Consider the following 23,010-nt stretch of genomic DNA (forward strand, 5'->3'; position numbering starts at 1 on the left):
CACCAAAAAGCCCTTTTGATATTTAAATCTCAAGGGCTTTTTCAGGTCAAAAATGACTTAAACTAACTTTACCTTAAAGAAGTTAAATGCTGCTTTATAGATAATACCTTATTATAGATTAACTCTTTTAGCATAACTGGCTGAATTGAGATAATTGTTTCACCGAAATTCAGAAAGTAACTTGAAATAAACTCAACTTCTTGTTTGTTAAAATAGCCTGTTATACTATAATTTTCATTTTCTTTTTGTATCCTCATGGAAGGATAATTCTCTTTATCAAAAATGTCTTTTCCTTTTTGATTAACAATGACACGAAAATCAATTGCATCCGGCTTTCTGTGAAAAGTTGTAAGATAACTTAACAACTCTTCAAGATTTTTTGGATTCGTATTGCTTGTTTCCTCAATAGAAAGAATTTTATCACATCTAATTATTTGAACATGATTTATCTCAAAATTAAAGATTTTAGCATACCACTGGCCAAATTTAGATTCTATTCGAATAAATTGAGCGACCAATACTTTTTCCTCATCTTTTTTTAAATATGTTACATGATAAACTCGCTCAGCAAAAATCCCCTGCAAAATTTCTTTTAAGAACGGACTAAAATTACTATGATTTGTTACTTCAAAAGAAAGCGTTCGTTCCATAATTGAAATATTTTTACGCACATTATCAGGTAAGACATGCTTAAATTTATTTTCAAGCGCAATACTTTCTACATTAAATGGTTTTGTCTTATATCCATTTAGCGTAAGAATCGAAAAGTATAACGCATACATTTCATCCACACTAAAATAAATTGGCGATAACACACTATTTTCTATAATTTTATAACTTCCATTTCTACCCAGTTCAGAATATATTGGTACACCTATTTCTTCCAATGATTGAATATCTCGCAACGCGGTACTTTTAGAAATATCATATCTAGCCATTAAATCTTTTAAATTAAAATATCTTTTATTATTCAAGAAAATAAGCATATCATTTATTCGTTCCGTTTTTTTCATATTTCCCTCCCAAAAAGGTGTCATGTATTGAAACCTTTTTAGTCTATATTATAATTATTAACTAAGAAAGGAGTTATATATTTATGACATTAGAAATAGCTATTTTTCTTTCAATGAATGGGCAAGCAAAGGATGCAATTAATTTTTACACACGTAATTTAGAAGCTACGCAGTTAATGATTGTTACGTATGGAGAACTGGCCAAAAGAGATAGTTCTTTTAAAATTACAAGTGAAAATAAAGATCATATTGCTCACTCTGTTTTACAAATTGGGAATACAAAGCTAATGATAGCAGAAGATACAATGAAGCCTAATGAACGTTATAACGTTGGAAATAACATGTCACTTTGCATTCAAAGCGCTAATTTAGAAGAAATACAAAGGTTTTATACTAATTTAATTTCCGATAAGCATGTGAAGATAATCTCTCCGCTAGAAAAAAATATATTTAGTGAAGCATATGGGATTATTGAAGATCCTTACGGCATACAAATCCAGTTAATGTATGACAAACGATTAAACTAAATAATTATCCATATTCACATATTCCTAATAAAAAAGACACGAAATTCGTGTCTTTTTTACTTTACAGTGATGACTCTACCGGTTTCACTACTTTCAATCGCTAATTGAATAAGTCGAATAACTTCTAAGCCTTCTTGTGCTGTTACAGGTGGTTTCTCACCATTTACTATACTATCTCTTACACCTTTATAATACATGTCATAACAGCCAACTTCTGTTGGAATACGCTCTAGCTTTTCTTCCGTATGTAAAGTAGCAAAATTCTCTTCAGCATCTAATCCATAACCGTTATCGCCTGGCTTCATTCCATTTTTTAATTGTTCTTCCTGTGAATCCATACCGTATTTCACGATAGAACCTTTATCTCCATGCAGTGTAAAGTGTGGACCTTCTTGCTTTACGTAACTGCTACTATGTAAAGTGACACGTTTAACACCGTAGTGAAGTATAACATGGAAGTAATCATCAATTTCTGCACCTGGTCGTTGTTTGATTACATCTGCACTTATCGCATCTGGTTTCCCAAATAATGATAATGCTTGGTCAATTAAATGCGATCCTAAATCATACAGTATACCTGATCCTGGTAAATTCTTTTCTCTCCAGCGATCACGTACATTCGGGCGAAAACGATCGAAATGCGCTTCATATGCGTATAGATTCCCTATTCTATTTTCTTCTAACAATTTCTTTATCGTTAAGAAATCATTATCAAAACGGCGATTATGATACACGCTTAACACCACATTATGTTGTTTTGCTAATGAAATTAGTTCTTCGCCTTCTTCAATTGAAACAACGAATGGCTTCTCCACAACTACATGCTTACCATGTAAAATTGCTTCTTTTACATATGGAAAATGAGTTGTATTCGGTGAAGTAATGACCACTAAGTCAATATCAGCACGATTTACTAATTCCTCAATTGTGCCAACAACTTCAGCATTTGGTAATGCTTGCCTCACTAGTTCTTCTTTTGAAGATAAAATAGCACGAATATCATATTCTTCTATCGTTTGTAATAATGGGATGTGAAATGTTGTACTAGAAAATCCAAATCCTACAATGCCTACACCTATTTTTTCCATGTTGCTCCTCCATCTGTCCCGCTTTAACGGACAGTAAGATTCCTACCTCAAAATTCAGCGAAAGCAAAGAAATTAGTTGAGGAATCAACTGCTCGTAAAAGTCCGATTGATTAAAGTTTCACTTTATGAGAACGATTTCATTCAGTTATTATAACAAGATTATTATTATTTACATAATAATTTGCCTAGAAAAAAGCATCTTGCCATTATTCATAGCAAGATGCTTTTTTACTCCGGTCGTTTTTTTGTCCACGTTTCAATAACTTCACCAGTATCATTAACATCTAGTACTAAACTACCGTTACTATACCGGTCTTTATTTCGATACGCTTTCGGATCAATTTCTTCTACAATATGTTTCTCAGTCTTCATATATACTAGTTCATCATCTCGAACAATTTCAATACCGACAATACGGTATGGATTACGTTTTAACTCTTTAAAAATAACAAGGCCTCGCTTCGCCCTCGTTGATTTCTCAATTTCTGATGCTTTTAGACGTTTTACAGCACCTCGCTGCGTAACAAGAATAAGTTGATCTTTGTCACCATTTAACGGTTTACCAGAAGCGACATAATCATCTTCTTTTAAGTTAATTGCTTTTACACCAGCGGCCCTTACACCGACTGGACTTACTTCATCTTCATGGAAAATAAGTGCATATGCACCATAGGTTGCAAGAACAATATCACTCGTTCCATCTGTTGCAAATATATCTACAACATAATCATCTTTTTTCAAATTCACAGCGACGAACGCTCTTGAATAACGCTGAACTTTATATTGGTTTAATTCTGTTTTCTTAATCATACCATTTCGTGTAACAAATACGATAAATCGTTTTTCTTCTTCAAAGTTCGGTACGACGGTCGCCCAAATAATCATTTCATCCCGCTCGAGTGAAACGAGATTCGCAACGTGTTGACCTAAATCTTTCCAACGAATTTCTGGCATTTCATATACTGGCAGATATATATAGTTTCCTTTATTCGTAAATAAGAGGACTGTCTCTGTCGTATTCGTATCGAATCGCTCCAGTAAGATGTCACCCTCTTTCATACCGAAGTCTTTTCCGTTCGATGCATTATGTGAACGCCAACCTGTTCGTTTCACATATCCTTCTTTCGTTACAGTAACGATGACATCTTCCTGCGGAATCATAACTTCCACATCGATTTTAATTTCCTCAATTTGTTCTTCAATAATAGCACGGCGATCATCACTATATGTTTTCTTGACTCTCTTCAAATCTGTTTTAATAACTTGAAGAAGTCTTTTTTCACTTTGTAAAATTGACTGTAACTCTATAATCTTCTTATTAAGCTCGTCTGCTTCTTGTTCTAGCGCCGTAATATCTGTATTCGTTAAACGATATAGTTGCAGCGAAACAATTGCTTCTGATTGCGCTTCTGTAAATCCAAATTTCGTACTTAAATTATCTTTTGCATTACGTTTATCTTTAGAAGCACGGATTGTTTCAATCACTTCATCTAAAATCGATAATGCTTTCTTTAAACCTTCTACAATATGTTGACGGTTTTCTGCTTTTCTTAATTCATATTGTGAGCGTCTCGTAACAACTTCTTTTTGATGCCCAATATACGCATCCAAAATCTTAGGTAATGTCATAAGTGTCGGACGACGATTATTTATCGCTACCATATTAAAGTTATATGGAATTTGTAAATCTGTGTTCTTATATAAATAATTTAAAATACCTTCAGCATTTACTTCTTTTTTTAACTCTACAACGATGCGAAGACCTGTACGATCTGTCTCATCACGTACTTCAGCAATTCCATCTAGTTTTTTATCTAGACGTAATTCATCCATTTTTTTAACAAGGTTCGCTTTATTTACTTCATACGGAATTTCTGTAATAACGATTTGTTGCTTCCCACCACGGATCGTTTCAACTTCCGCTTTTCCCCGAATAATAATTTTACCTTTTCCTGTTTCATACGCTTTTTTAATACCATCAATCCCTTGAATAATACCACCTGTTGGGAAATCTGGTCCTTTCATAACTGTTAATAAATCATCAACAGTACTATTCGGCTTATCAATACGCATCATCGTCGCATCAATTACTTCCCCAAGGTGATGCGGAGGAATTTCTGTTGCATAACCAGCTGAAATTCCTGTCGATCCGTTCACTAGTAAGTTCGGGAACATCGCTGGAAGTACAACAGGTTCTTCACTCGTATCATCGAAGTTTGACACGAATTCTACTGTTTCTTTATCGAGATCACGCAATAACTCAGATGCGATTGGTGATAATCGTGCTTCCGTATAACGCATTGCCGCTGCTGGATCGCCATCCACACTACCATTATTACCATGCATTTCAACTAAAACATTACGTACTTTCCAAGTTTGACTTAAACGTACCATCGCCTCATATACAGAGGAATCACCGTGTGGATGGTAGTTACCGATAACATTACCAACTGTTTTAGCTGATTTACGAAATGCTTTATCATGTACATTTCCTTCTACATACATAGAATATAAAATACGTCTTTGTACCGGTTTTAAACCGTCACGCGCATCTGGAAGCGCGCGATCTTGAATAATATATTTACTATAACGTGCAAAGCGGTCACCTAACACGTCTTCAAGCGGGAGGTCATGAAACTTCTCTGCCTGCATGTTATTCCACCTCCGTCTCCATAATCATTTCATTTTCTAAAATGTTTCCTTCTTCTTGCATACCAAATTGTACATTTCGTTCGATCCATTTACGGCGAGGTTCTACTTTATCACCCATCAATGTCGTAACTCGGCGCTCCGCTCTTGATGCATCGTCAATTTTCACACGAATCAACGTACGTGTTTCAGGATTCATCGTCGTTTCCCATAATTGATCGGCATTCATTTCGCCAAGTCCTTTATAGCGCTGCAGCATGTAGCCTTTACCGACCTTTTTTGTTACACCATCTAATTCTTCATCAGACCATGCATACTCAATCACTTCACTCTTACCTTTTCCTTTACTTACTTTGTATAAAGGAGGAAGTGCAATAAATACTTTGCCAGCTTCGATAAGTGGTTTCATATATCTGTAGAAAAACGTTAGTAACAATACTTGAATGTGCGCACCATCTGTATCAGCATCGGTCATAATTACAATTTTATCGTAGTTAATATCTTCAACAGCGAATTCATTCCCTACACCACCGCCAATAGCGTAAATGATTGTATTAATTTCTTCATTTTTAAAGATATCAGCAAGTTTTGCTTTTTCTGTATTGATTACTTTACCACGTAACGGTAATACCGCTTGGAAACGTCGGTCTCGACCTTGTTTCGCTGAACCACCCGCAGAGTCACCCTCTACTAGGTACAGTTCATTTTTTTGCGGGTTACGTGATTGTGCTGGTGTTAACTTACCACTTAATGTACCTTCTGATTTCTTTTTCTTTTTACCAGTACGCGCTTCTTCTCTCGCTTTACGAGCAGCCTCACGTGCCTGCGCTGCTTTAACTGCCTTTCTCACAAGAAGTGTAGCAACATCCGGGTTTTCTTCTAAAAAGTAAGCTAAATGCTCAGATACAACTGCATCAATTGAAGAACGAGCTTCACTTGTACCAAGTTTCCCTTTCGTTTGCCCTTCAAACTGAAGTACTTCTTCTGGTACACGTACAGAAACGATAGCCGCTACACCTTCACGAATATCTGTACCTTCTAAGTTTTTATCTTTTTCTTTTAATAACGATACTTTACGAGCATACTCATTGAACACACGTGTCATTGCTGTCTTAAACCCAGCTTCGTGTGTTCCACCATCTTTTGTACGTACATTATTTACAAACGAAAGAATATTTTCTGAGTAGCCATCGTTAAATTGAAAAGCTAGCTCTGCCTCAATTCCATTTTGTTCACCAGTAAAATATACAACCGGATGGATTGAATCTTTTTCTTCATTTAAGTATGAAACGAAAGCTTCGATTCCTGTTTCATAATGAAAGACATCTTCTAAATCATTTCGCTCATCTTTTATTGAGATTTTCATCCCTTTTAATAAGAATGCAGATTCACGTAATCTTTCACATAATGTTTCGTAATTATAATTTGTTGTGCTGAAAATCGTTGTATCTGGTTTAAAATGTATTGTCGTACCAGACTCTTTCGTCTTCCCGATCTTTTCCAGTGTCGTTGCAGGAATACCACCATTTTCAAAGCGTTGTTCATAAATATTTCCGTCACGTTTAATCGTCACTACTAACCATTCTGACAAGGCATTTACAACTGATGCCCCAACACCGTGTAAACCTCCACTTGTTTTATAGCCACCTTGACCAAACTTACCACCGGCATGAAGTACAGTTAAAATAACTTCAGGTGTAGGTTTCCCAAGTTTATGCATTCCCGTAGGCATTCCTCGCCCTTTATCAATAACGCTAATACTATTATCTTTATGTATTACGACAGAAATTTCGTCGCCAAATCCCGCTAACGCTTCATCAACGGAGTTATCTACTATTTCATATACTAAATGATGCAATCCACGGCTATCCGTACTCCCGATATACATACCCGGGCGTTTTCGAACGGCTTCAAGTCCTTCTAGCACTTGAATTGCATCTTCATTATATTGGAACTGATGCTTTGCCAAACTCCTTGCCCCTTTCCTAATCAAATCAGAACATATGTTTCTATTATAGAATAACGCCTCGACTATAGTTTTGGCAAGTTATCTTATCTCTTTTATATACCATTTTCAATAGAAAAATCCTTGTTTTTTCACAAGGATTCCTCTAGGCTACTATTTCAGAAAAATAATCGTTTGTCAACGAGAAATGGATATGTATGCCAAGATTATACATTCCAAACCTTTATCATGATCCAAATGATCAATATCCAAAATGGGATAACAAGTAACAATCCCCACAAACAGCCTTTAAAAAATCTCATGATGAACACCTCGTTCATCGGCCCTACTTATTTATAACGAGGGCTGAATCAATCTTTCTCTCTTTAAAACCTATACTATTTTGTCATCGCATGTTCTACTTTAATGCAACGATCCATTATTACAGTATAGCCTTTTTCTTGCAAAAGTTTATATGTATCTTCATCTTGTACTCCTAATTGTGCCCAAAAAACATCTGCATCAATCTCTACAAACTCTTTCGCAACATCCATTAAAAATTCTGAACGACGGAATACATTTACAATATCAACATGTTCCTTAATATCCTTTAGTGAAGAAACTGCTTTTTCTCCAAGCACCTCATCTACTGTTGGGTTTACTGGAATAATGCGATACCCAGCATCTTGCATTGCTTTTGAAACCATATACGATGTACGTTCTGGCTTATCCGATAATCCAACAACTGCAATCGTTTTGCTTTTCTTTAATACTTCACCAATTTCCGTACGAGTTGGGTTTTCAATTGTCATAATTTATCCCTCCTATTCCTTTAGTATAGCCGATAAAGAAAGTCTCTTTCAATATGAAAGAGACTTTCTTTTATTTCAATTATTGATTCTTTGTAGCTGAATTATCTGCTAAAGTAGCTGTTTTCGTCATTTTTTGACCGTTACGATAGAATGTAACTTCTACTTTCTCGCCTACTTTTTTCTTTTCATATAAATATTTACGGAATTGAAGTGAATTTTCTACTTTTTGATTATCTAATGATACTACAATATCATATTGCTCTAAACCAGCTTTTTCTGCAGGTGATATTGGGTAAATTTTACCTAATACAACGCCGTTTGTTACTTCTTTCGGTACTTTCAATTGATTTACTGCATAAGCTTGCACATCTTCTAATGAAACGACACCTACTCCAAGAGCTGGACGTTTCACTACTCCGTCTTTTTCAAGTGATTCAATAACTGGCTTTGCAATATTAATTGGAATAGCAAATCCAATTCCTTCAACTTCTTGTTGTGCAATTTTACTTGAATTAATCCCAATTATTTCACCATTTTGGTTAAACAACGCACCACCACTATTACCTGGGTTAATTGCTGCATCTGTTTGAATAACTTGAGCATTCCAATCTGCACGCTTATCGCCATCGATATCTACTGGAATTTCACGTTCTTTGCTACTAATAATACCTTCCGTTACACTTCCATCAAACCCTAGTGGGTTACCAATTGCAATCGCTTTTTCACCCGCACGAAGTTTACTTGAATCACCTAAAGTGGCAACTTTATTTACATTAGATCCATCAATTTCTACAACCGCTAAATCTAACCAAGGGTCTTTCCCTACAAGTTTTGCATCTACCTTTTTACCATCACTTAGTTTTACAGCAAGTTTATTCGCTCCATCTACTACATGGTTGTTCGTTACAATATACGCTTTATTTCCTGCTTTTTTATAAATAACACCCGATCCTGAGCCAGCTTGTTGCTCTTGGCCTGTCGGTTGCATTGCAAATGGATCAACACTTTGTTGCATATTAATAACACCTACAACAACATCTTTCGCGCCTTCAATCATACCAGGTAAATCAGTTTCATTTTTTGCTTTATTGACAACAGGAACTACAGTACCTTCAACTTTTGAATCCGAACTGAATGATGATACAGCCGCTCCATTATTTTGAGCCCATGGCATATATGGTGCCGCAAAACTAATTGTGACAGCCCCAACTACAGCTCCGACTAAACCTGTGAAAAAATAACCTTTTTTACTACCTGATTTTCTCACTTCTCTCGTTTCACTATGCTCTTCATTTAAATTTGGTCCGTCGTAATATCCCATGTTTACTTCCCCTCTCTGGTGAATTCGTATTTTCAGTATAGTCACGTTTTGTGTCCTTCTTGTGAACTCATCGTGAAATCCAATTAAAAAAATACTCTTATCTAACATTGTAGACAAGAAAAGTATTTTTTGTACATTCCACCTACAAAAGAGAGTATAAATTTGCTATATCCCAAAGCTAAAGCGCATAGTAATTTAAAGGTTATTCTTCAAATTTGTAACCCACTCGAATAACAGTACCGATATGCTTCGCTTTATCTCCTAGCTTATTTCGTAGTTTTTTAATATGAGTATCAACCGTTCGGTCATCACCGTAGTAATCATATCCCCATAACTGATCTAATAAATGTTGACGTGACAACACAATTCCTTTGTTCTCCATTAAATAAACAAGAAGTTCAAATTCCTTATGTGTCAATATAATTTCTTCTCCATCTACTAAAACGGTTCTAGATAGACGATTCACTTCTATTCCAGCTAAAGACATAGCATTTTCTTCCGCTACTCCTACCACGCCATCCGCACGCTTCAATAATGTCTTCGCGCGAGCTACTAACACTTTCGGGCTGAAAGGTTTCGTTACATACTCATCTGCACCTAATTCGAACCCTAGTAATGTATCATCCTCATCCGAACGTGCTGTCAACATAATGATTGGTACTGCTGATTCTTTTCTAATTCGTCTACAAACAGACCATCCATCTATTTCTGGTAACATTATATCTAACATAATTAAATCAATTTCATGCTCTGCAAATAATTCTAACGCTTTTTTTCCATCTTCTGCTTCGATTACTTCAAAGCCTTCATTACGAAAATAATCACTAACGATTTCACGTAATCTTCTTTCATCTTCAACTAGTAATACTGTTTTATTCATATCATCTATCCCGCCTTTTTACTCTTTCAATCGAATAATACGTTGATTGGAGCTTCCGCGAAATGGAAGTGTTAAATCTTTTTTCTCGATTTCAAATCTTCCATCGACTAAAACATCCCCATAATGTAACAACTCTATCATATCATTATTTTGAGAACTCTGTATCTCTTCTAACGTATAACCTGTATACATCCAAAGATTTTTTTTCAAGTCTTTCACAGCTTTTGCTACTTTTTTCACTTCAGCAGCTTGAAAAAATGGATCTCCACCTGAAAATGTTACATCAGTTAATGAATTACTTGCAATCTCTTTCACAATTTCTACTACTGTCATTTCAGTTCCATTACAAATATTCCACGATTTCGGATTATGGCAACCGAAACAACGATGCGGACAGCCCGCAAAAAACACGACTGTCCGCAACCCTTCTCCATCTACTACACTATCATGAATGATATTCATCACTTTCATTGATGCTTCACCCGATCCATCTCTTCACTACGTTTTGCACTATTCCACTTCGACATATCTCCTACAAGATAGCCTGTAATACGGCGAATTCTTTCTATATTAGCCTCGTCTTCATTTCCGCAACTTGGGCATTCATTTCCAATAACTCCGTGATAACTGCAGCACTTACAACGGTCAACAGGATGATTAATTGAACCGTATCCAACGCCATGATCTGCCATCGCTCGTACAATTTGTTTTAACGCCTGTTTGTTATGCATAGCTGCTCCGTCTAGCTCAATATACGTAATATGTCCTCCATTACATAGGGCATGGAAAGGTCCTTCTAAACGAATTTTATTTATCGCTTGAATGCTATAGTAAACTGGGATATGGAATGAATTCGTATAATAATTATGGTTCGTTATACCGCTAATCACACCAAATTCTTCTCTATCTTTTTTCACAAACTTCCCTGATAACCCTTCTGCAGGAGTTGCAATTACTGAGAAATTCAGTTCATGTTCTTCCGTCGCTTTATCCATTCTATCTCTCATAAAGGAAATGATTTCATACCCGAGTTTCCATGATTCTTCATCTTCTCCATGATGCTTTCCTGTTAAAGCTACTAAGCACTCCGCAAGGCCGATAAAACCAAGACTTAACGTCCCTTGCTTTAAAATGGATGCTACAGAATCTTCAGGCTGTAACTTCTCTCCACCGCGCCATACACCTTGTGAATATAAAAATCGAAAATCTCTTGCTCGCTTCGTACATTGATACTCAAATCTCTCTAATAATTGCTTAATTCCTAAGTCTAGGTAATAATTTAACGCTTCAAAAAACGCTTCTTTTGAACCACTAATTAAGGCTAATTTGACTAAGTTGATAGACGTAAATGATAAATTGCCTCTTCCAATCGCTGTTTCTTCTCCATGTATGTTAGACATAACACGGGTACGACATCCCATATAACATACTTCACTTTCCGGTCGTCCGTTATAATGCACTGCATTAAATGGCGCATCTAAAAATGAAAAGTTAGGGAATAATCGTTCAGCCGTTGTCTCTAACGCTAATTCAAATAAATCATAGTTCGGATCACATTCTTCAAAGTTCACACCTTTTTTCATTTTAAAAATTTGAATCGGAAAAATTGGTGTTTCTCCTTTACCAAGACCAGCTTGTGTCGCTTTTAAAAGTTGTCTAACTAATAACCGTCCCTCTTTTGATGTGTCTGTTCCATAATTAATAGAAATAAACGGTACTTGTCCCCCGCCCCTACTGTGCATACTATTTGAATTATGAACGAAAGCTTCACACGCCTGATACGTATCATTTTTTGTTTCTTTCCATGCAAATTCTTCTATTTGTTCTTTCGTAAGCGGATATGACTGTAATCGTTTCTTATGTCTCGCTACTGTTTTTCTCACATATGGAGCTAAATCAATATCAAAGAGTGCAAATGATTGACCACCGTGCTGCATATTTTGATTCGCTTGAAAAATAATAGACGAAAGAGCCAATGCACTTTTAATATCCTGCGGTTGTCTCATATGCCCATGTCCGGTATGAAAACCGTCCGCAAGCATTTGCGCTAACGGAATTTGCGAACAAGTCGTCGTTCCTGTCGCATAAAAATCTAAGTCATGTGGATATAATATATTTTGATTTATCGCTTTTTTCACTTGATCTGACAATAAATTTTCAACTGCATAATATTTCGCACTCTCTGATGCGAACGTTCCCATTACTCCCATTGGAGAGCGACCATCTACATTTGCATTTTCTTGCATTAAATCTTGCTCACTACCGTGGACAATCGTCTCAAACACTCTCATTAATTCTTCTCCACGTACATTTCGTTGTAACATTTATAACCCTCCACCAATATGTTGTTGTCTTTTGATTAAAATGTTACTACATATAGTCTTGATGTTTCTGTGAGAAATGTAACATTCCTGTGAAATTTTTTTCACGAAATAATGAATTTTTCATTTACAAAAAAGAAATGTGCTCTTTACAAATGTATGGTACAATATACGGGAAAAACTCTTTTTACCCTTTATCAACACATTTGAATAAAGGAGACTGAACTTATGGTTATTACATATCTTTTATTTATCGTTGCCTACTTACTTGGCTCGATTCCATTCGCACTAGTCGTTGGAAAAATCGGCTACGGAATCGATATTCGTGAGCATGGAAGCGGTAATCTAGGCGGGACAAATACATTCCGCACACTAGGGAAAAAAGCAGGTTTTATCGTTACAATTGCTGACATTTTAAAAGGTACATTAGCAACAAGTCTACCGATTATTTTCGGTTTAGATGTTCACCCACTATGGTTCGGATTAGCAGCTGTTCTTGGACATGTGTATCCGATTTTCGCGAAATTCCGTGGTGGTAAAGCTGTTGCAACTTCTGCTGGCGTGCTATTATGCTACTCTCCAGTTGTTTTTGCAATATTAGCTGTTGTCTTTTTCAGCCTTTTATTTACAACAAGATACGTATCACTTTCTTCTATGGTAACAGCCGTCGTTGCTGTTATTGCATCCATTGTTAGCGGGGATAAAATCTTCATTATTGCGATGTGTTTATTAGCAGGTATGGTTATTTATAAACACCGTGCAAATATCGGACGAATTATAAATAAAACTGAACCGAAAGCAAACTTTTCAAAAAAGCAAAAATAAGATCGTAACCCACATAACGCAAAAAGAAAACGTGAAGCATATTAATAGCGTCTTTTTGCGTTATTTTTTATACTAAAGAAAAAGCAACATAATTTGGAGGAACTATACATGAATCTTTCCGTAACAAAAGAAGCAGCACAATGGTATAAAAACGAATTAAACTTACAATCGGGTGAAACACTACGCCTTTTCGTACAATACGGCGGTTGCAGTACTGTGCAAAAAGGACTTTCTTTAGGTATTCGTAAAGATGATCCTGCACATCCTGCTGTTCAAACTCAAGAAGAAGGTATTAACTTCTTTATTGAAGGCGATGATGAGTGGTTCTTCGATGGACATAATTTAGCTGTTACCTTTAACGACGGTGATGATTTCCCGCAATTTAATTATGAAAAATAAAAAAACGTGGCTTCTGCCACGCTTTTTTATTTTTTCTTAATTTCCTCATATTTCGCATACCACTCAGGATATAACTTTTTAAATGATACGGGCCTGAACCCTTCTTTTTTCGCGCAAATATTCGTCGTACTTGCAGTAATACAAAGTTCACCTTCACCGTTATATATTTCATAACCATATACAACGCGAAGCGGACTAACAGTATCAATCCACGTTTTCACAATTGCTTTTTCTCCGTAACGCATCGCTTTACGATATGAAATTTGCAAATCTAACACAGGAGAAATAATTCCCTCTTTCTCCATTTCAACATATGAAAATCCTAAATCTTGTATAAGTTTCGTGCGACCTAGTTCAAGCCACACCAAATAGTTTGAATGGTAAACAACACCCATTTGATCTGTTTCCGCATAACGGATTTCAACTTCATGTTCTGCTACAAACATATGTATTCGCCTTCTTTCACTTCTGCTACCTTGCATACATTTAATCATAATACAGTGACATCAAAAATAAAATAAAAACAGTGAATCTTTTACTGAAAGGAGCAAGCATATGATTCAAATTGTAACTGTTCGTAGCGGTGATAGCGTATATAGCTTGGCATCAAAGTACGGATCAACACCTGACGAAATAGTAAAGGACAATGGACTAAATCCAGCTGAAACACTCGTTGTAGGTCAGGCACTGATCGTTAATACGAAAGGGAATAATTATTATGTACAGCCTGGCGATAGCCTATATCGAATCTCTCAAACATATAACGTACCTCTCGCTAGTTTAGCTAAGGTCAATAACTTATCTTTAAAATCCATTCTTCATGTTGGACAGCAATTATATATACCAAAAGGGACAAAACGCGCAGTAGAATCCATCGCTTATTTACAACCTTCAACAATACCAATAAAAGAAAGTTTGGTTAACGCTACGCGTGCCATTAATCCATTTTTAACATATTTGGCTTACTTCAGTTTCGAGGCAAAAAGAGATGGTACGTTAAAAGAACCAACTGAAACAGCTAAAATCGCTAATATTGCAACGCAAGGCAAAACCATCCCGATGCTCGTTATTACAAATATTGAAAATGGAAATTTCAGTGCCGATCTGACATCGGTTATTTTACGCGATGCATCGATTCAAAACAAATTTATTACTAACATTTTACAAACAGCTGAGAAGTACGGTATGCGAGACATTCATTTTGATTTCGAGAGTGTAGCACCTGAAGATCGCGAAGCGTATAATCGTTTTTTACGAAATGTAAAAACACGCTTACCTAACGGATACACATTGAGTACAACGCTTGTACCGAAAACAAGTTCAAATCAAAAGGGAAAATTTTTCGAAGCTCACGATTATAAAGCACAAGGACAAATTGTTGATTTCGTCGTCATTATGACATATGACTGGGGTTGGCAAGGCGGGCCACCGATGGCTATTTCTCCTATCGGTCCTGTAAAAGAAGTACTTCAATATGCAAAATCTCAAATGCCTCCTCAAAAAATTATGATGGGGCAAAACTTATACGGATTCGATTGGAAACTTCCGTTCAAACAAGGCAATCCGCCTGCAAAAGCAATTAGCTCTGTCGCAGCTGTCGCACTAGCTCGTAAATACAATGTCCCTATCCGCTATGATTTCACAGCTCAAGCTCCTCATTTTAATTACTTTGACGAAAACGGTGTTCAACACGAAGTTTGGTTTGAAGATTCACGGTCTGTTCAAAGCAAATTCAATTTAATGAAAGAACAAGGTATAGGCGGTATTAGTTACTGGAAGATTGGCTTACCATTCCCGCAAAATTGGCGTTTACTCGTTGAAAATTTTACGATTACGAAAAAGGGCTGACATAAGTCAGCCCTTTTTGACTATTAAAAATCCTTCACAAAAAGAAGAATGACAACATTCTCCCTTTTTTAACCGTTATCAACAATCGGTTGTTTGCCTGTTTGGTCTTGCATTTGCTTCCCTTTATTGCCACCAGCTTTTTTTGATTGTGTTCCAATATGATTCGGTGCAAAGTCTTTTGAATTCTTTTTCGGATTACCCATTACTATCGCCTCCTTAACACTAGTATCGTACTAGTGTTAAGAATTATTCAGCTTGCTTAAAAAGTTGCATTTCATAACGTTTTTCAATACGCTCTTCAATGCGATCGATTGCATCACGATCACTTAATAATTGTTGTTTATTTTCTTTCACAAGTTCGTCAAATGATTTACGGCGACTTCTTCTCATACTGTTCACCCTCTCTCCTTCGCATTCTTACTATACATAGTATGAGCAAATGAAAAACTCTTTAATCAGATTTGTAAGAAAATTTTATGTTTTAGTATTCCTAAAAAACTCCGTGCACAACTTCTTGTACACGGAGTTTTTTTATACCATTATATTTAAATATTCTTTTAGCTTTTCATCTGCATTCATTTCACTTTGTTTATACTCACTTAGCGCTTGCAGTACGAAATCATACTGTCCTAAAATATAACTTTCTAATTTCAGGACATCCTCTAAGCTATTAAGCATAATTCTCGTATTACCAACTTCACTTTTTAACGCGGGTTCACAATTTAAACTCGTACATATTTCTTTCACATCATCTTCTAATATCTCTGTTAATACGTATTTCTTTCGCCCTTTTACTTTTACTCTCATAACTGGATAAAAAGCTTTTATATCTAAATAGCTTCCTACATTCATACAACGAATCCATTCGATATCACGTTTATTTCGTACAAGTATCTTTTTTACTGCTTCATATACTACGGTTTCATCAAGTACTTCTGTATTCGATTTCCTGTTTGTTTCTTCTTCAATAGATGCACATTTTTGATAAACAGCTGCACAAGTAATACAATCATCAAATGCATTATGAGAACTTAAACGAATGCCAAGCATTCGCTTTAACGTTTCAAGTTTATGATTAGGTGCGTGCTTCATATATTTCTTCGCTAAAAACACAGTATCAATCACTTTATTTTGAGGTTCAGGCAGCCCAAGCATGTTTACATTACTTTTTAAAAAACGCATATCAAAAGATGCATTATGAGCGACAATAACATTTGTATGTAAAAATGCTAAAAATAAAGGTAATACTTCTTCAATCGTCGGTGCATCTGAAACACGATAATTTGTAATACCTGTTAAACTCGTTATTCGGTCCGGAATTGAACGCTCTGGATTCACATAGGAAACAAATTGATCTACTAGTTCATGATTACGATATTTCACTGCTGCTACTTGAATAATTTTATCATTATAAGGGTTAAATCCTGTTGTTTCAAAATCAATTACAACATAATCTAACGGTAAGGATACATTCCCCACTCCAAACACTCCTTTACCTCTAAACGTTTATATTTCTTTTATCATAACATGCTGCTATCACTACGTGAAAAAGAAAAGGCAGAAATGGTAACTTTCCACCTCTACCTTTTCACCATTATTTTAATTTAGCAATCCGTTTCTCCATCTCTTTTTGCGTCATCGGTCCAATAAACTTATCTTGAATGACACCTTTCGTATCTATAAAATACGAAGTTGGAATCGTAATTACTTTATACGCTGTTGTCACATCAATGTTCTTGTCCAATAAAATAGGAAAAGTAATTCCTTTTTCTTTTGCAAAATTGCTTACCTTTTCTACTCCCCCGCCCTTTTCTGAAGGCGTATAATTTATTGCTAAAATTTCTACATTTTCTTTATGTTCTTTATAGAAAGCCTCCATATCCGGCATTTCTTGCTGGCAAGGTCCACACCACGTTGCCCAAAAGTTTAAAATCACTTTCTTTCCTTTCAAATCTGATAACTTTACATTCGTTCCATCTAACTTCGTTAATTCAAAGTTTGGCGCACTCTTCCCTATTTCGATACCATTACTTGCAATCATCTCTTTCATAGCAGCTTCACTTTTTTCTTGCTCCCCTTGTACCGCCTGGTCTTTTTTACCAAACTGTTCATAAGCTGCATACCCCGCTAAACAAAGTAACACTACAATAATCGTAAGCTTCCGCCACATTTTATATCACCCTAACGTATTTATCTTCTTATTAACCTAATTACCCAAATACTATATACCTTATTTTAGCTTATACGGACAAGCTTGGAAATATTCACAGTCAAAATAATTAGAATATTCTTATTTAAAGTGAAGTTTTTTCCTTTTTATCATATAATTAGAAAAACAGATGAGGTGTTTTATCTTCTTATTGACCCACTTACCTATTTATTCTCGTAGTTATATAACCTTCAGCAAAGGGGGATTGTTTATGAATTCATTCGAAAAAACAACATTATATATTCTTAGTTTTCTTTTATACCCAATCGGCATTATTACATGGATCATTTCACTCTTTAGTAAAGATTTTGAAAAAAAGAAAGTAGGGCGTATTTGTCTCTACGTCTCTCTAGTCTCATTCGTCCTTTTCTTAATTCTCGGAATTGCAACTTTCCTTATGACTGCTACTTTTAACGTTGATCTGAATCACTCCGAATCTATCGAGTATCAAATAAATGATGCTGAATAAAGATAAGAGCACTGCTCTTATCTTTATTCATATCTCTGTAAAAACGAATGACTATTTATTAATTTTTCAGGACTTCCACATGCAACAATACTTCCTTCTCTCATTATAACAACACGATCTGCTAGTATCGCTTTCTCTACATCATGTGTTGCCACAATTCTCGTGACCTCTCTTCCTAATCCTTCTATCATATTCCAAACAGTTTCTTGGTTGCTCGGATCTAATCCCGCAGTCGGTTCATCTAAAATAATAAGATTCGGATTTGAAACAATAGCACGTAATAATGCAAGACGTTTTCTTTCTCCTCCAGAAAATTCTTCACCACTTTTATGTAGTACAGTTTGAACCCCTTCAGGCAACTTCCTAATAATGGATGTTCCATTTATTAGTTCAATATTTTTTTCTAACTGGTGTTCTATATACTCTTCACCGAAATACATATTTTCTTTTACTGTCGTCCGAAAGAAACGAGGTTCTTGCCACACTGTCGTCATACGAGCCTCATTACCATAATAAACAACGCTACCGTTAGATGGTTTATACAAACCTGTCATTAATTTTAAAAGCGTTGTTTTTCCTGCACCACTTTCTCCTACAATCATAACGAATTCACCAGGATTAATTTGCAAATCAATATTATGAATTCTGCATTTCTCTTCATTACTCTCCTGAAATGAAACATTTGTTACCGTCATCCCCATCGCTCTTTCTACCTTACTATTTGCCACTCGTTTATCTAAAAAGGAAAAAACTCTATTTGCCGAAGCGACTGCAACTTGTGTCATCATTAATAAATCGCCAACGTAGCGGACTGGAAAAAAGAGCATTTCAATTGTGGCTAACACAGCAACAATTGAACCAACTTCCATTTCCCCCTTCATTATTTTCTGCGCGCCTATAATGAGAACAACAATATATGCCCCTGTTTCAATCACGGTTCCAACTACTCCAATGCAATGTTGCATCATCGTCTTCTTTACTTCTGTTTTATAAGATTGTGCCGTTACTCCCTTAAATAAGCGAATGGCCCATTTTTCTTTTTGCAAACTACGTAAATCTTGTGCTCCTTTTACAAACTGTGACACCATCTCTACAACACTTGATTGATTTCTTTGAGCAATGCTGGCGATATTTCTTACCTTTTTCCCCATCAACATCGGAACCGTTGCACTTAAAAATAAAAATGGAGCTACCCACAATATGAACTTTATATCTATATGTTGTAGTGCTATGATTGCGCCAATAAATTGGGCAATAGCGTGTATATATTCTATTAATATAGATCCATATAATCTGACCCAGTTCGGAATATCAGACACAACTAATGTCTCTAACTCTCCTCCCTTAATCTTCTCACTCTCTTCAAACGGTAATGAGAAGAAATGACGCAATACATCTATACGCTTCTCTCGTAATATTCGCTGACTCGCTTTTGAACTTACATAATCAAATGAAAGATTGTTCACCCACATCAACAAGCGGCTAGCTGCAAACAAAGTAATGTAAAGATACACCTCCTTTAACTCTCGTTGAATAAGGTTATCTACAATTAATCCCATGAATAGTGGACGAGATAAATTTAAAATAGCAGCAAAGCATCCACTACAGACAGCTGCTATTACTAATAATTTTTCTTTCTGTAACGGTAACAATATTCTTTTATATTCTTTCATGATGTTCCCTCCATTTTTATAGTAAAAAGAAAGGGATGAAACCAAATGGTTTCATCCCTTTCCATAAAATAAGGAAGCTAACAGTTGTTAGCTTCCTTATCGTTCATTTCAATTATTTAATTTGACACTTTAGACTCTTCAATTTTCTCACGAAGAACCATTTGCAGAATACCACCGTGACGGTAGTAGTCAATTTCTACTTCACTATCGAAACGAGCCACTACTTCAAATTGTTTTTCGTTGCCATCTGCATCAGTTGCAACTACTTTTACAAGATCGCGTGGTCTAACTGTTTTGTCAATTTGAATTTCAAATGACTCATTACCAACAAGACCTAGCGTTTCAGCGCTTTCGCCATCTTTAAATTGAAGTGGTAATACACCCATTAATACTAAGTTACTACGGTGAATACGTTCGAAGCTTTCTGCGATTACTGCTTTAATACCTAATAAGTTTGTACCTTTCGCAGCCCAGTCACGAGAACTTCCCATACCGTAATCTTTACCAGCAATAACTAGAAGGCCTGTGCCATCTTCTTTATATTTCATAGCAGCATCATAGATTGATGTTACTTCACCAGTTGGCCAATATGTTGTGTATCCGCCTTCTGTTCCTGGTGCGATTTGGTTTTTAATACGGATGTTCGCGAATGTACCACGCATCATAACTTCGTGGTTACCACGACGAGAACCGTAAGAGTTAAAGTCAACAGGTTGTACGCCGTTTTCTAATAAGTAGCGTCCTGCTGGTGTATGCTTGCCAATTGAACCTGCTGGTGAAATATGGTCTGTCGTTACAGAGTCCCCAAATTTACCAACTATGCGTAAATCTGATAACGTTTCAACTTCACCTGGCTCTTTAGATAATCCTTCAAAGAACGGTGGATTTTGAATATAAGTTGAATCATTATCCCAAGTATATAAAGCTTCATTTGAAGTTTGGATTTCATTCCAGCGCTCATTGCTGTTAAATACTTGTGCATATTCTTTCTTGAACAGTTCAGATGTAACAACGTTTTGAACTACATCTTCAATTTCTTTAGCTGATGGCCAAATGTCGTTGAAGTAAACAGCATTGCCATTTGCATCTTTACCGATTGCATCATTTTTCAGGTCAATATCAACAGTACCTGCAAGTGCATATGCCACAACAAGTGGTGGTGATGCTAAGTAGTTTGCTTTTACAAGTGGATGAATACGACCTTCAAAGTTACGGTTACCAGATAAAACAGATGTTACTAATAAATCGTTTGCTGCGATTGCTTCTTCTAATTCCTCTGCTAACGGACCAGAGTTACCGATACAAGTCGTACAACCGTAACCAACTGTTTGGAAACCTAATTGATCTAAATATGTTGTTAAACCTGATTTATCTAAGTATTCAGTAACAACTTTAGATCCTGGTGCTAATGATGTTTTTACGTACTCAGGTACTACAAGCCCTTTTTCAATTGCTTTCTTCGCAACTAGACCTGCCCCAATTAATACGTATGGGTTTGATGTATTTGTACAGCTTGTAATTGCAGCGATTGCAATTGCACCTGTTTTCATCGTTACTTCTTTATCTTCTAATGTAACCTTCACTTCTTTATCGAACTCTTGCTCATTAAATCCAAGTCCTTGTGTTCCAACTGGTGCTACAACAGCTTTATGGAACGCATCTTTCATATCTGAAAGTGGAATTAAATCTTGTGGGCGTTTCGGTCCAGAAAGGTTAGATTCGATTGTATTTAAATCAATTTCAACAAGATCAGTGTAAATTGGATCTTTGCTGTCTGCTGTATAGAATAAACCATTTGCTTTACAGTATTCTTCAACAATGCGAATTTGCTCTTCATCTCTACCTGTTAAACGTAAGTATTCTAATGAAATATCGTCAATTGGGAAGAATCCACAAGTTGCACCGTATTCTGGTGCCATGTTTGAAATTGTTGCACGGTCAGCTAAAGGCATGCTCTTTAGTCCATTACCGAAGAACTCAACGAATTTACCAACTACACCTTTTTGACGTAATACTTGTGTTACTTTTAATGCAACGTCAGTTGCTGTAGTACCACTTGGAAGTGTACCAGTTAATTTCACACCGATTACTTCAGGTACTGGGAAGTATGAAGGCTGTCCAAGCATTCCTGCTTCCGCTTCTATACCACCAACGCCCCATCCAAGAACGCCGATACCGTTAATCATTGTTGTATGTGAGTCTGTTCCAACTAATGAATCTGGGTATGCAACTAAGTCACCTTCAGCATTTTTCACAGCATGAACAACTGGTGCTAAATATTCAAGGTTTACTTGGTGTACAATACCTGTAGCTGGTGGCACTGCGCGATAGTTATCAAATGATTTTTGTGCCCAGCTTAAAAATTTATAACGTTCTTCATTACGTTTAAACTCTAAGTCCATGTTGAATGCAAGCGCGTCTGCCGTACCCGCTCTATCAACCTGTACAGAGTGGTCAATTACAAGGTCTACAGTAATTTCTGGATTAATTTTATCAGGATCCCCGCCCATATCTGCCATTGCTTTACGAAGCGAAGCCAAATCTACAACAGCTGGTACACCAGTGAAATCTTGTAAAATTACACGAGATGGTTTAAATGGAACATCGATATCTTGCACATCTTTCGTTCCCCATTTCGCTAAATTTGTAACATGCTCTTCTGTAATTACACGTCCGTCTACTTGACGAAGTACTGATTCAAGTAAAACTTTCACGGAATATGGTAATTGAGATACGTTGCCAACCCCTGCGTTTTCAAGCGCTTTCAAATCATAATAATGATACGTTTTTCCATCTAATTCAAAAGTTGCACGTGATTGAAATGGATTATGTTTGACCATTATGTTTCCCCCCTGTTAAACGTGACTAAGTTGTCTGAATATAAAATGTAGACAAACTTTTCAATACCTTACGATAATATCTTATTACAACTTTCTAAATAAGTAAATAATAAGAAACTTATAGATTATCATAAGTTTTCTTTATGTTCCTAAATTTGAATAGTGTTCACGCTCCTTATGAATACTATTAC

Annotated in this window: 21 protein-coding genes; 5 read left to right on the plus strand and 16 right to left on the minus strand. The window is 36.0% G+C overall.

What is annotated here, in order from left to right; genetic code table 11:
- Window positions 1-68: 68 nt before the first annotated feature.
- Window positions 69-1,037, minus strand: coding sequence for a helix-turn-helix transcriptional regulator (locus ACLBWW_RS22135; RefSeq protein WP_048544037.1), 969 nt, complete (start codon window positions 1,035-1,037; stop codon window positions 69-71).
- A gap of 59 nt (window positions 1,038-1,096) precedes the next feature.
- Here ACLBWW_RS22135 and ACLBWW_RS22140 point away from each other — a divergent pair, with 59 nt between their 5' ends.
- Window positions 1,097-1,540: a VOC family protein gene (locus tag ACLBWW_RS22140; RefSeq protein WP_048544039.1), complete on the plus strand. Its 444-nt coding sequence runs from the start codon at window positions 1,097-1,099 to the stop codon at window positions 1,538-1,540.
- A gap of 56 nt (window positions 1,541-1,596) precedes the next feature.
- On the opposite strand, the gene ACLBWW_RS22145 is transcribed toward ACLBWW_RS22140, so the two are convergent.
- The 8 genes from ACLBWW_RS22145 to ACLBWW_RS22180 all read right to left on the minus strand — a co-directional run bounded on the left by ACLBWW_RS22145 (window position 1,597) and on the right by ACLBWW_RS22180 (window position 12,559).
- The gene (locus ACLBWW_RS22145; RefSeq protein ID WP_048544041.1) at window positions 1,597-2,628 is read right to left on the minus strand and encodes an oxidoreductase; all 1,032 of its coding nucleotides are present in this window, start codon (window positions 2,626-2,628) and stop codon (window positions 1,597-1,599) included.
- Between the two features lie 228 nt (window positions 2,629-2,856).
- Entirely contained in the window at window positions 2,857-5,280 is a 2,424-nt protein-coding gene (parC, locus tag ACLBWW_RS22150; protein ID WP_001147486.1) for a DNA topoisomerase IV subunit A, read from the minus strand.
- A gap of 1 nt (window position 5,281) precedes the next feature.
- Entirely contained in the window at window positions 5,282-7,246 is a 1,965-nt protein-coding gene (parE, locus tag ACLBWW_RS22155) for a DNA topoisomerase IV subunit B (RefSeq protein WP_048544043.1), read from the minus strand.
- Between the two features lie 374 nt (window positions 7,247-7,620).
- Window positions 7,621-8,034 carry a CoA-binding protein gene (locus ACLBWW_RS22160; RefSeq protein WP_048565897.1) on the minus strand — a complete coding sequence of 138 codons (414 nt, stop codon included), beginning with the start codon at window positions 8,032-8,034 and terminating at the stop codon, window positions 7,621-7,623.
- Between the two features lie 79 nt (window positions 8,035-8,113).
- Window positions 8,114-9,355: a S1C family serine protease gene (locus tag ACLBWW_RS22165; protein ID WP_048544050.1), complete on the minus strand. Its 1,242-nt coding sequence runs from the start codon at window positions 9,353-9,355 to the stop codon at window positions 8,114-8,116.
- 202 nt (window positions 9,356-9,557) lie between these two features.
- Window positions 9,558-10,235, minus strand: a complete 678-nt coding sequence (locus ACLBWW_RS22170; protein ID WP_001044683.1) for a response regulator transcription factor — start codon at window positions 10,233-10,235, stop codon at window positions 9,558-9,560.
- 18 nt (window positions 10,236-10,253) lie between these two features.
- Entirely contained in the window at window positions 10,254-10,706 is a 453-nt protein-coding gene (nrdG, locus tag ACLBWW_RS22175) for an anaerobic ribonucleoside-triphosphate reductase activating protein (RefSeq protein WP_048544052.1), read from the minus strand.
- Window positions 10,703-12,559, minus strand: coding sequence for an anaerobic ribonucleoside triphosphate reductase (locus tag ACLBWW_RS22180; RefSeq protein WP_098144145.1), 1,857 nt, complete (start codon window positions 12,557-12,559; stop codon window positions 10,703-10,705). The genes nrdG and ACLBWW_RS22180 overlap by 4 nt, the downstream gene beginning before the upstream one ends.
- A gap of 225 nt (window positions 12,560-12,784) precedes the next feature.
- Here ACLBWW_RS22180 and plsY point away from each other — a divergent pair, with 225 nt between their 5' ends.
- Window positions 12,785-13,381: a glycerol-3-phosphate 1-O-acyltransferase PlsY gene (gene plsY, locus ACLBWW_RS22185; protein WP_000237189.1), complete on the plus strand. Its 597-nt coding sequence runs from the start codon at window positions 12,785-12,787 to the stop codon at window positions 13,379-13,381.
- Between the two features lie 108 nt (window positions 13,382-13,489).
- Complete coding sequence (locus ACLBWW_RS22190) at window positions 13,490-13,780, plus strand: HesB/YadR/YfhF family protein (protein WP_001054448.1); 291 nt, start codon at window positions 13,490-13,492, stop codon at window positions 13,778-13,780.
- Window positions 13,781-13,806: 26 nt separating this feature from the next.
- Here the strand turns inward: ACLBWW_RS22190 and ACLBWW_RS22195 are convergent, their stop codons facing one another.
- The gene (locus tag ACLBWW_RS22195; RefSeq protein WP_000495804.1) at window positions 13,807-14,226 is read right to left on the minus strand and encodes an acyl-CoA thioesterase; all 420 of its coding nucleotides are present in this window, start codon (window positions 14,224-14,226) and stop codon (window positions 13,807-13,809) included.
- A 109-nt stretch (window positions 14,227-14,335) separates the two neighbouring features.
- Here ACLBWW_RS22195 and ACLBWW_RS22200 point away from each other — a divergent pair, with 109 nt between their 5' ends.
- Window positions 14,336-15,628 (plus strand): glycosyl hydrolase family 18 protein, encoded by a 1,293-nt coding sequence (locus ACLBWW_RS22200; protein WP_046954571.1) that lies wholly within the window; start codon window positions 14,336-14,338, stop codon window positions 15,626-15,628.
- A gap of 68 nt (window positions 15,629-15,696) precedes the next feature.
- Here the strand turns inward: ACLBWW_RS22200 and sspN are convergent, their stop codons facing one another.
- The 4 genes from sspN to ACLBWW_RS22220 all read right to left on the minus strand — a co-directional run bounded on the left by sspN (window position 15,697) and on the right by ACLBWW_RS22220 (window position 17,798).
- Window positions 15,697-15,831, minus strand: a complete 135-nt coding sequence (gene sspN, locus ACLBWW_RS22205; protein WP_000527987.1) for an acid-soluble spore protein SspN — start codon at window positions 15,829-15,831, stop codon at window positions 15,697-15,699.
- A gap of 43 nt (window positions 15,832-15,874) precedes the next feature.
- Complete coding sequence (locus ACLBWW_RS22210) at window positions 15,875-16,018, minus strand: FbpB family small basic protein (protein WP_001254698.1); 144 nt, start codon at window positions 16,016-16,018, stop codon at window positions 15,875-15,877.
- 141 nt (window positions 16,019-16,159) lie between these two features.
- The gene (locus ACLBWW_RS22215; protein ID WP_098048234.1) at window positions 16,160-17,107 is read right to left on the minus strand and encodes a 3'-5' exonuclease; all 948 of its coding nucleotides are present in this window, start codon (window positions 17,105-17,107) and stop codon (window positions 16,160-16,162) included.
- A gap of 115 nt (window positions 17,108-17,222) precedes the next feature.
- Window positions 17,223-17,798, minus strand: a complete 576-nt coding sequence (locus ACLBWW_RS22220) for a TlpA family protein disulfide reductase (protein ID WP_000269060.1) — start codon at window positions 17,796-17,798, stop codon at window positions 17,223-17,225.
- 250 nt (window positions 17,799-18,048) lie between these two features.
- On the opposite strand from ACLBWW_RS22220, the gene ACLBWW_RS22225 reads away from it, so the two are divergent.
- Entirely contained in the window at window positions 18,049-18,306 is a 258-nt protein-coding gene (locus ACLBWW_RS22225; RefSeq protein WP_048544059.1) for a hypothetical protein, read from the plus strand.
- A 23-nt stretch (window positions 18,307-18,329) separates the two neighbouring features.
- Here ACLBWW_RS22225 and ACLBWW_RS22230 read toward each other — a convergent pair whose 3' ends face one another.
- Window positions 18,330-19,979, minus strand: a complete 1,650-nt coding sequence (locus ACLBWW_RS22230) for an ABC transporter ATP-binding protein (RefSeq protein WP_447614241.1) — start codon at window positions 19,977-19,979, stop codon at window positions 18,330-18,332.
- Between the two features lie 116 nt (window positions 19,980-20,095).
- Window positions 20,096-22,819 (minus strand): aconitate hydratase AcnA, encoded by a 2,724-nt coding sequence (gene acnA, locus ACLBWW_RS22235; protein WP_048544062.1) that lies wholly within the window; start codon window positions 22,817-22,819, stop codon window positions 20,096-20,098.
- Window positions 22,820-23,010: the final 191 nt, after the last annotated feature.

The sequence above is a fragment of the Bacillus sp. M5A3_1b genome, from assembly GCF_053345335.1.

Bases quoted from the DNA above. Each gene is read 5' to 3' on its own strand.
- ACLBWW_RS22135 (WP_048544037.1), bottom strand. From the start codon at position 1,037: ATGACACCTTTTTGGGAGGGAAATATGAAAAAAACGGAACGAATAAAT.
- ACLBWW_RS22140 (WP_048544039.1), top strand. From the start codon at position 1,097: ATGACATTAGAAATAGCTATTTTTCTTTCAATGAATGGGCAAGCAAAG.
- ACLBWW_RS22145 (WP_048544041.1), bottom strand. From the start codon at position 2,628: ATGGAAAAAATAGGTGTAGGCATTGTAGGATTTGGATTTTCTAGTACA.
- parC (WP_001147486.1), bottom strand. From the start codon at position 5,280: ATGCAGGCAGAGAAGTTTCATGACCTCCCGCTTGAAGACGTGTTAGGT.
- ACLBWW_RS22160 (WP_048565897.1), bottom strand. From the start codon at position 8,034: ATGACAATTGAAAACCCAACTCGTACGGAAATTGGTGAAGTATTAAAG.
- ACLBWW_RS22165 (WP_048544050.1), bottom strand. From the start codon at position 9,355: ATGGGATATTACGACGGACCAAATTTAAATGAAGAGCATAGTGAAACG.
- ACLBWW_RS22170 (WP_001044683.1), bottom strand. From the start codon at position 10,235: ATGAATAAAACAGTATTACTAGTTGAAGATGAAAGAAGATTACGTGAA.
- nrdG (WP_048544052.1), bottom strand. From the start codon at position 10,706: ATGAAAGTGATGAATATCATTCATGATAGTGTAGTAGATGGAGAAGGG.
- ACLBWW_RS22180 (WP_098144145.1), bottom strand. From the start codon at position 12,559: ATGTTACAACGAAATGTACGTGGAGAAGAATTAATGAGAGTGTTTGAG.
- plsY (WP_000237189.1), top strand. From the start codon at position 12,785: ATGGTTATTACATATCTTTTATTTATCGTTGCCTACTTACTTGGCTCG.
- ACLBWW_RS22190 (WP_001054448.1), top strand. From the start codon at position 13,490: ATGAATCTTTCCGTAACAAAAGAAGCAGCACAATGGTATAAAAACGAA.
- ACLBWW_RS22195 (WP_000495804.1), bottom strand. From the start codon at position 14,226: ATGTTTGTAGCAGAACATGAAGTTGAAATCCGTTATGCGGAAACAGAT.
- ACLBWW_RS22200 (WP_046954571.1), top strand. From the start codon at position 14,336: ATGATTCAAATTGTAACTGTTCGTAGCGGTGATAGCGTATATAGCTTG.
- sspN (WP_000527987.1), bottom strand. From the start codon at position 15,831: ATGGGTAATCCGAAAAAGAATTCAAAAGACTTTGCACCGAATCATATT.
- ACLBWW_RS22210 (WP_001254698.1), bottom strand. From the start codon at position 16,018: ATGAGAAGAAGTCGCCGTAAATCATTTGACGAACTTGTGAAAGAAAAT.
- ACLBWW_RS22220 (WP_000269060.1), bottom strand. From the start codon at position 17,798: ATGTGGCGGAAGCTTACGATTATTGTAGTGTTACTTTGTTTAGCGGGG.
- ACLBWW_RS22225 (WP_048544059.1), top strand. From the start codon at position 18,049: ATGAATTCATTCGAAAAAACAACATTATATATTCTTAGTTTTCTTTTA.
- ACLBWW_RS22230 (WP_447614241.1), bottom strand. From the start codon at position 19,979: ATGAAAGAATATAAAAGAATATTGTTACCGTTACAGAAAGAAAAATTA.
- acnA (WP_048544062.1), bottom strand. From the start codon at position 22,819: ATGGTCAAACATAATCCATTTCAATCACGTGCAACTTTTGAATTAGAT.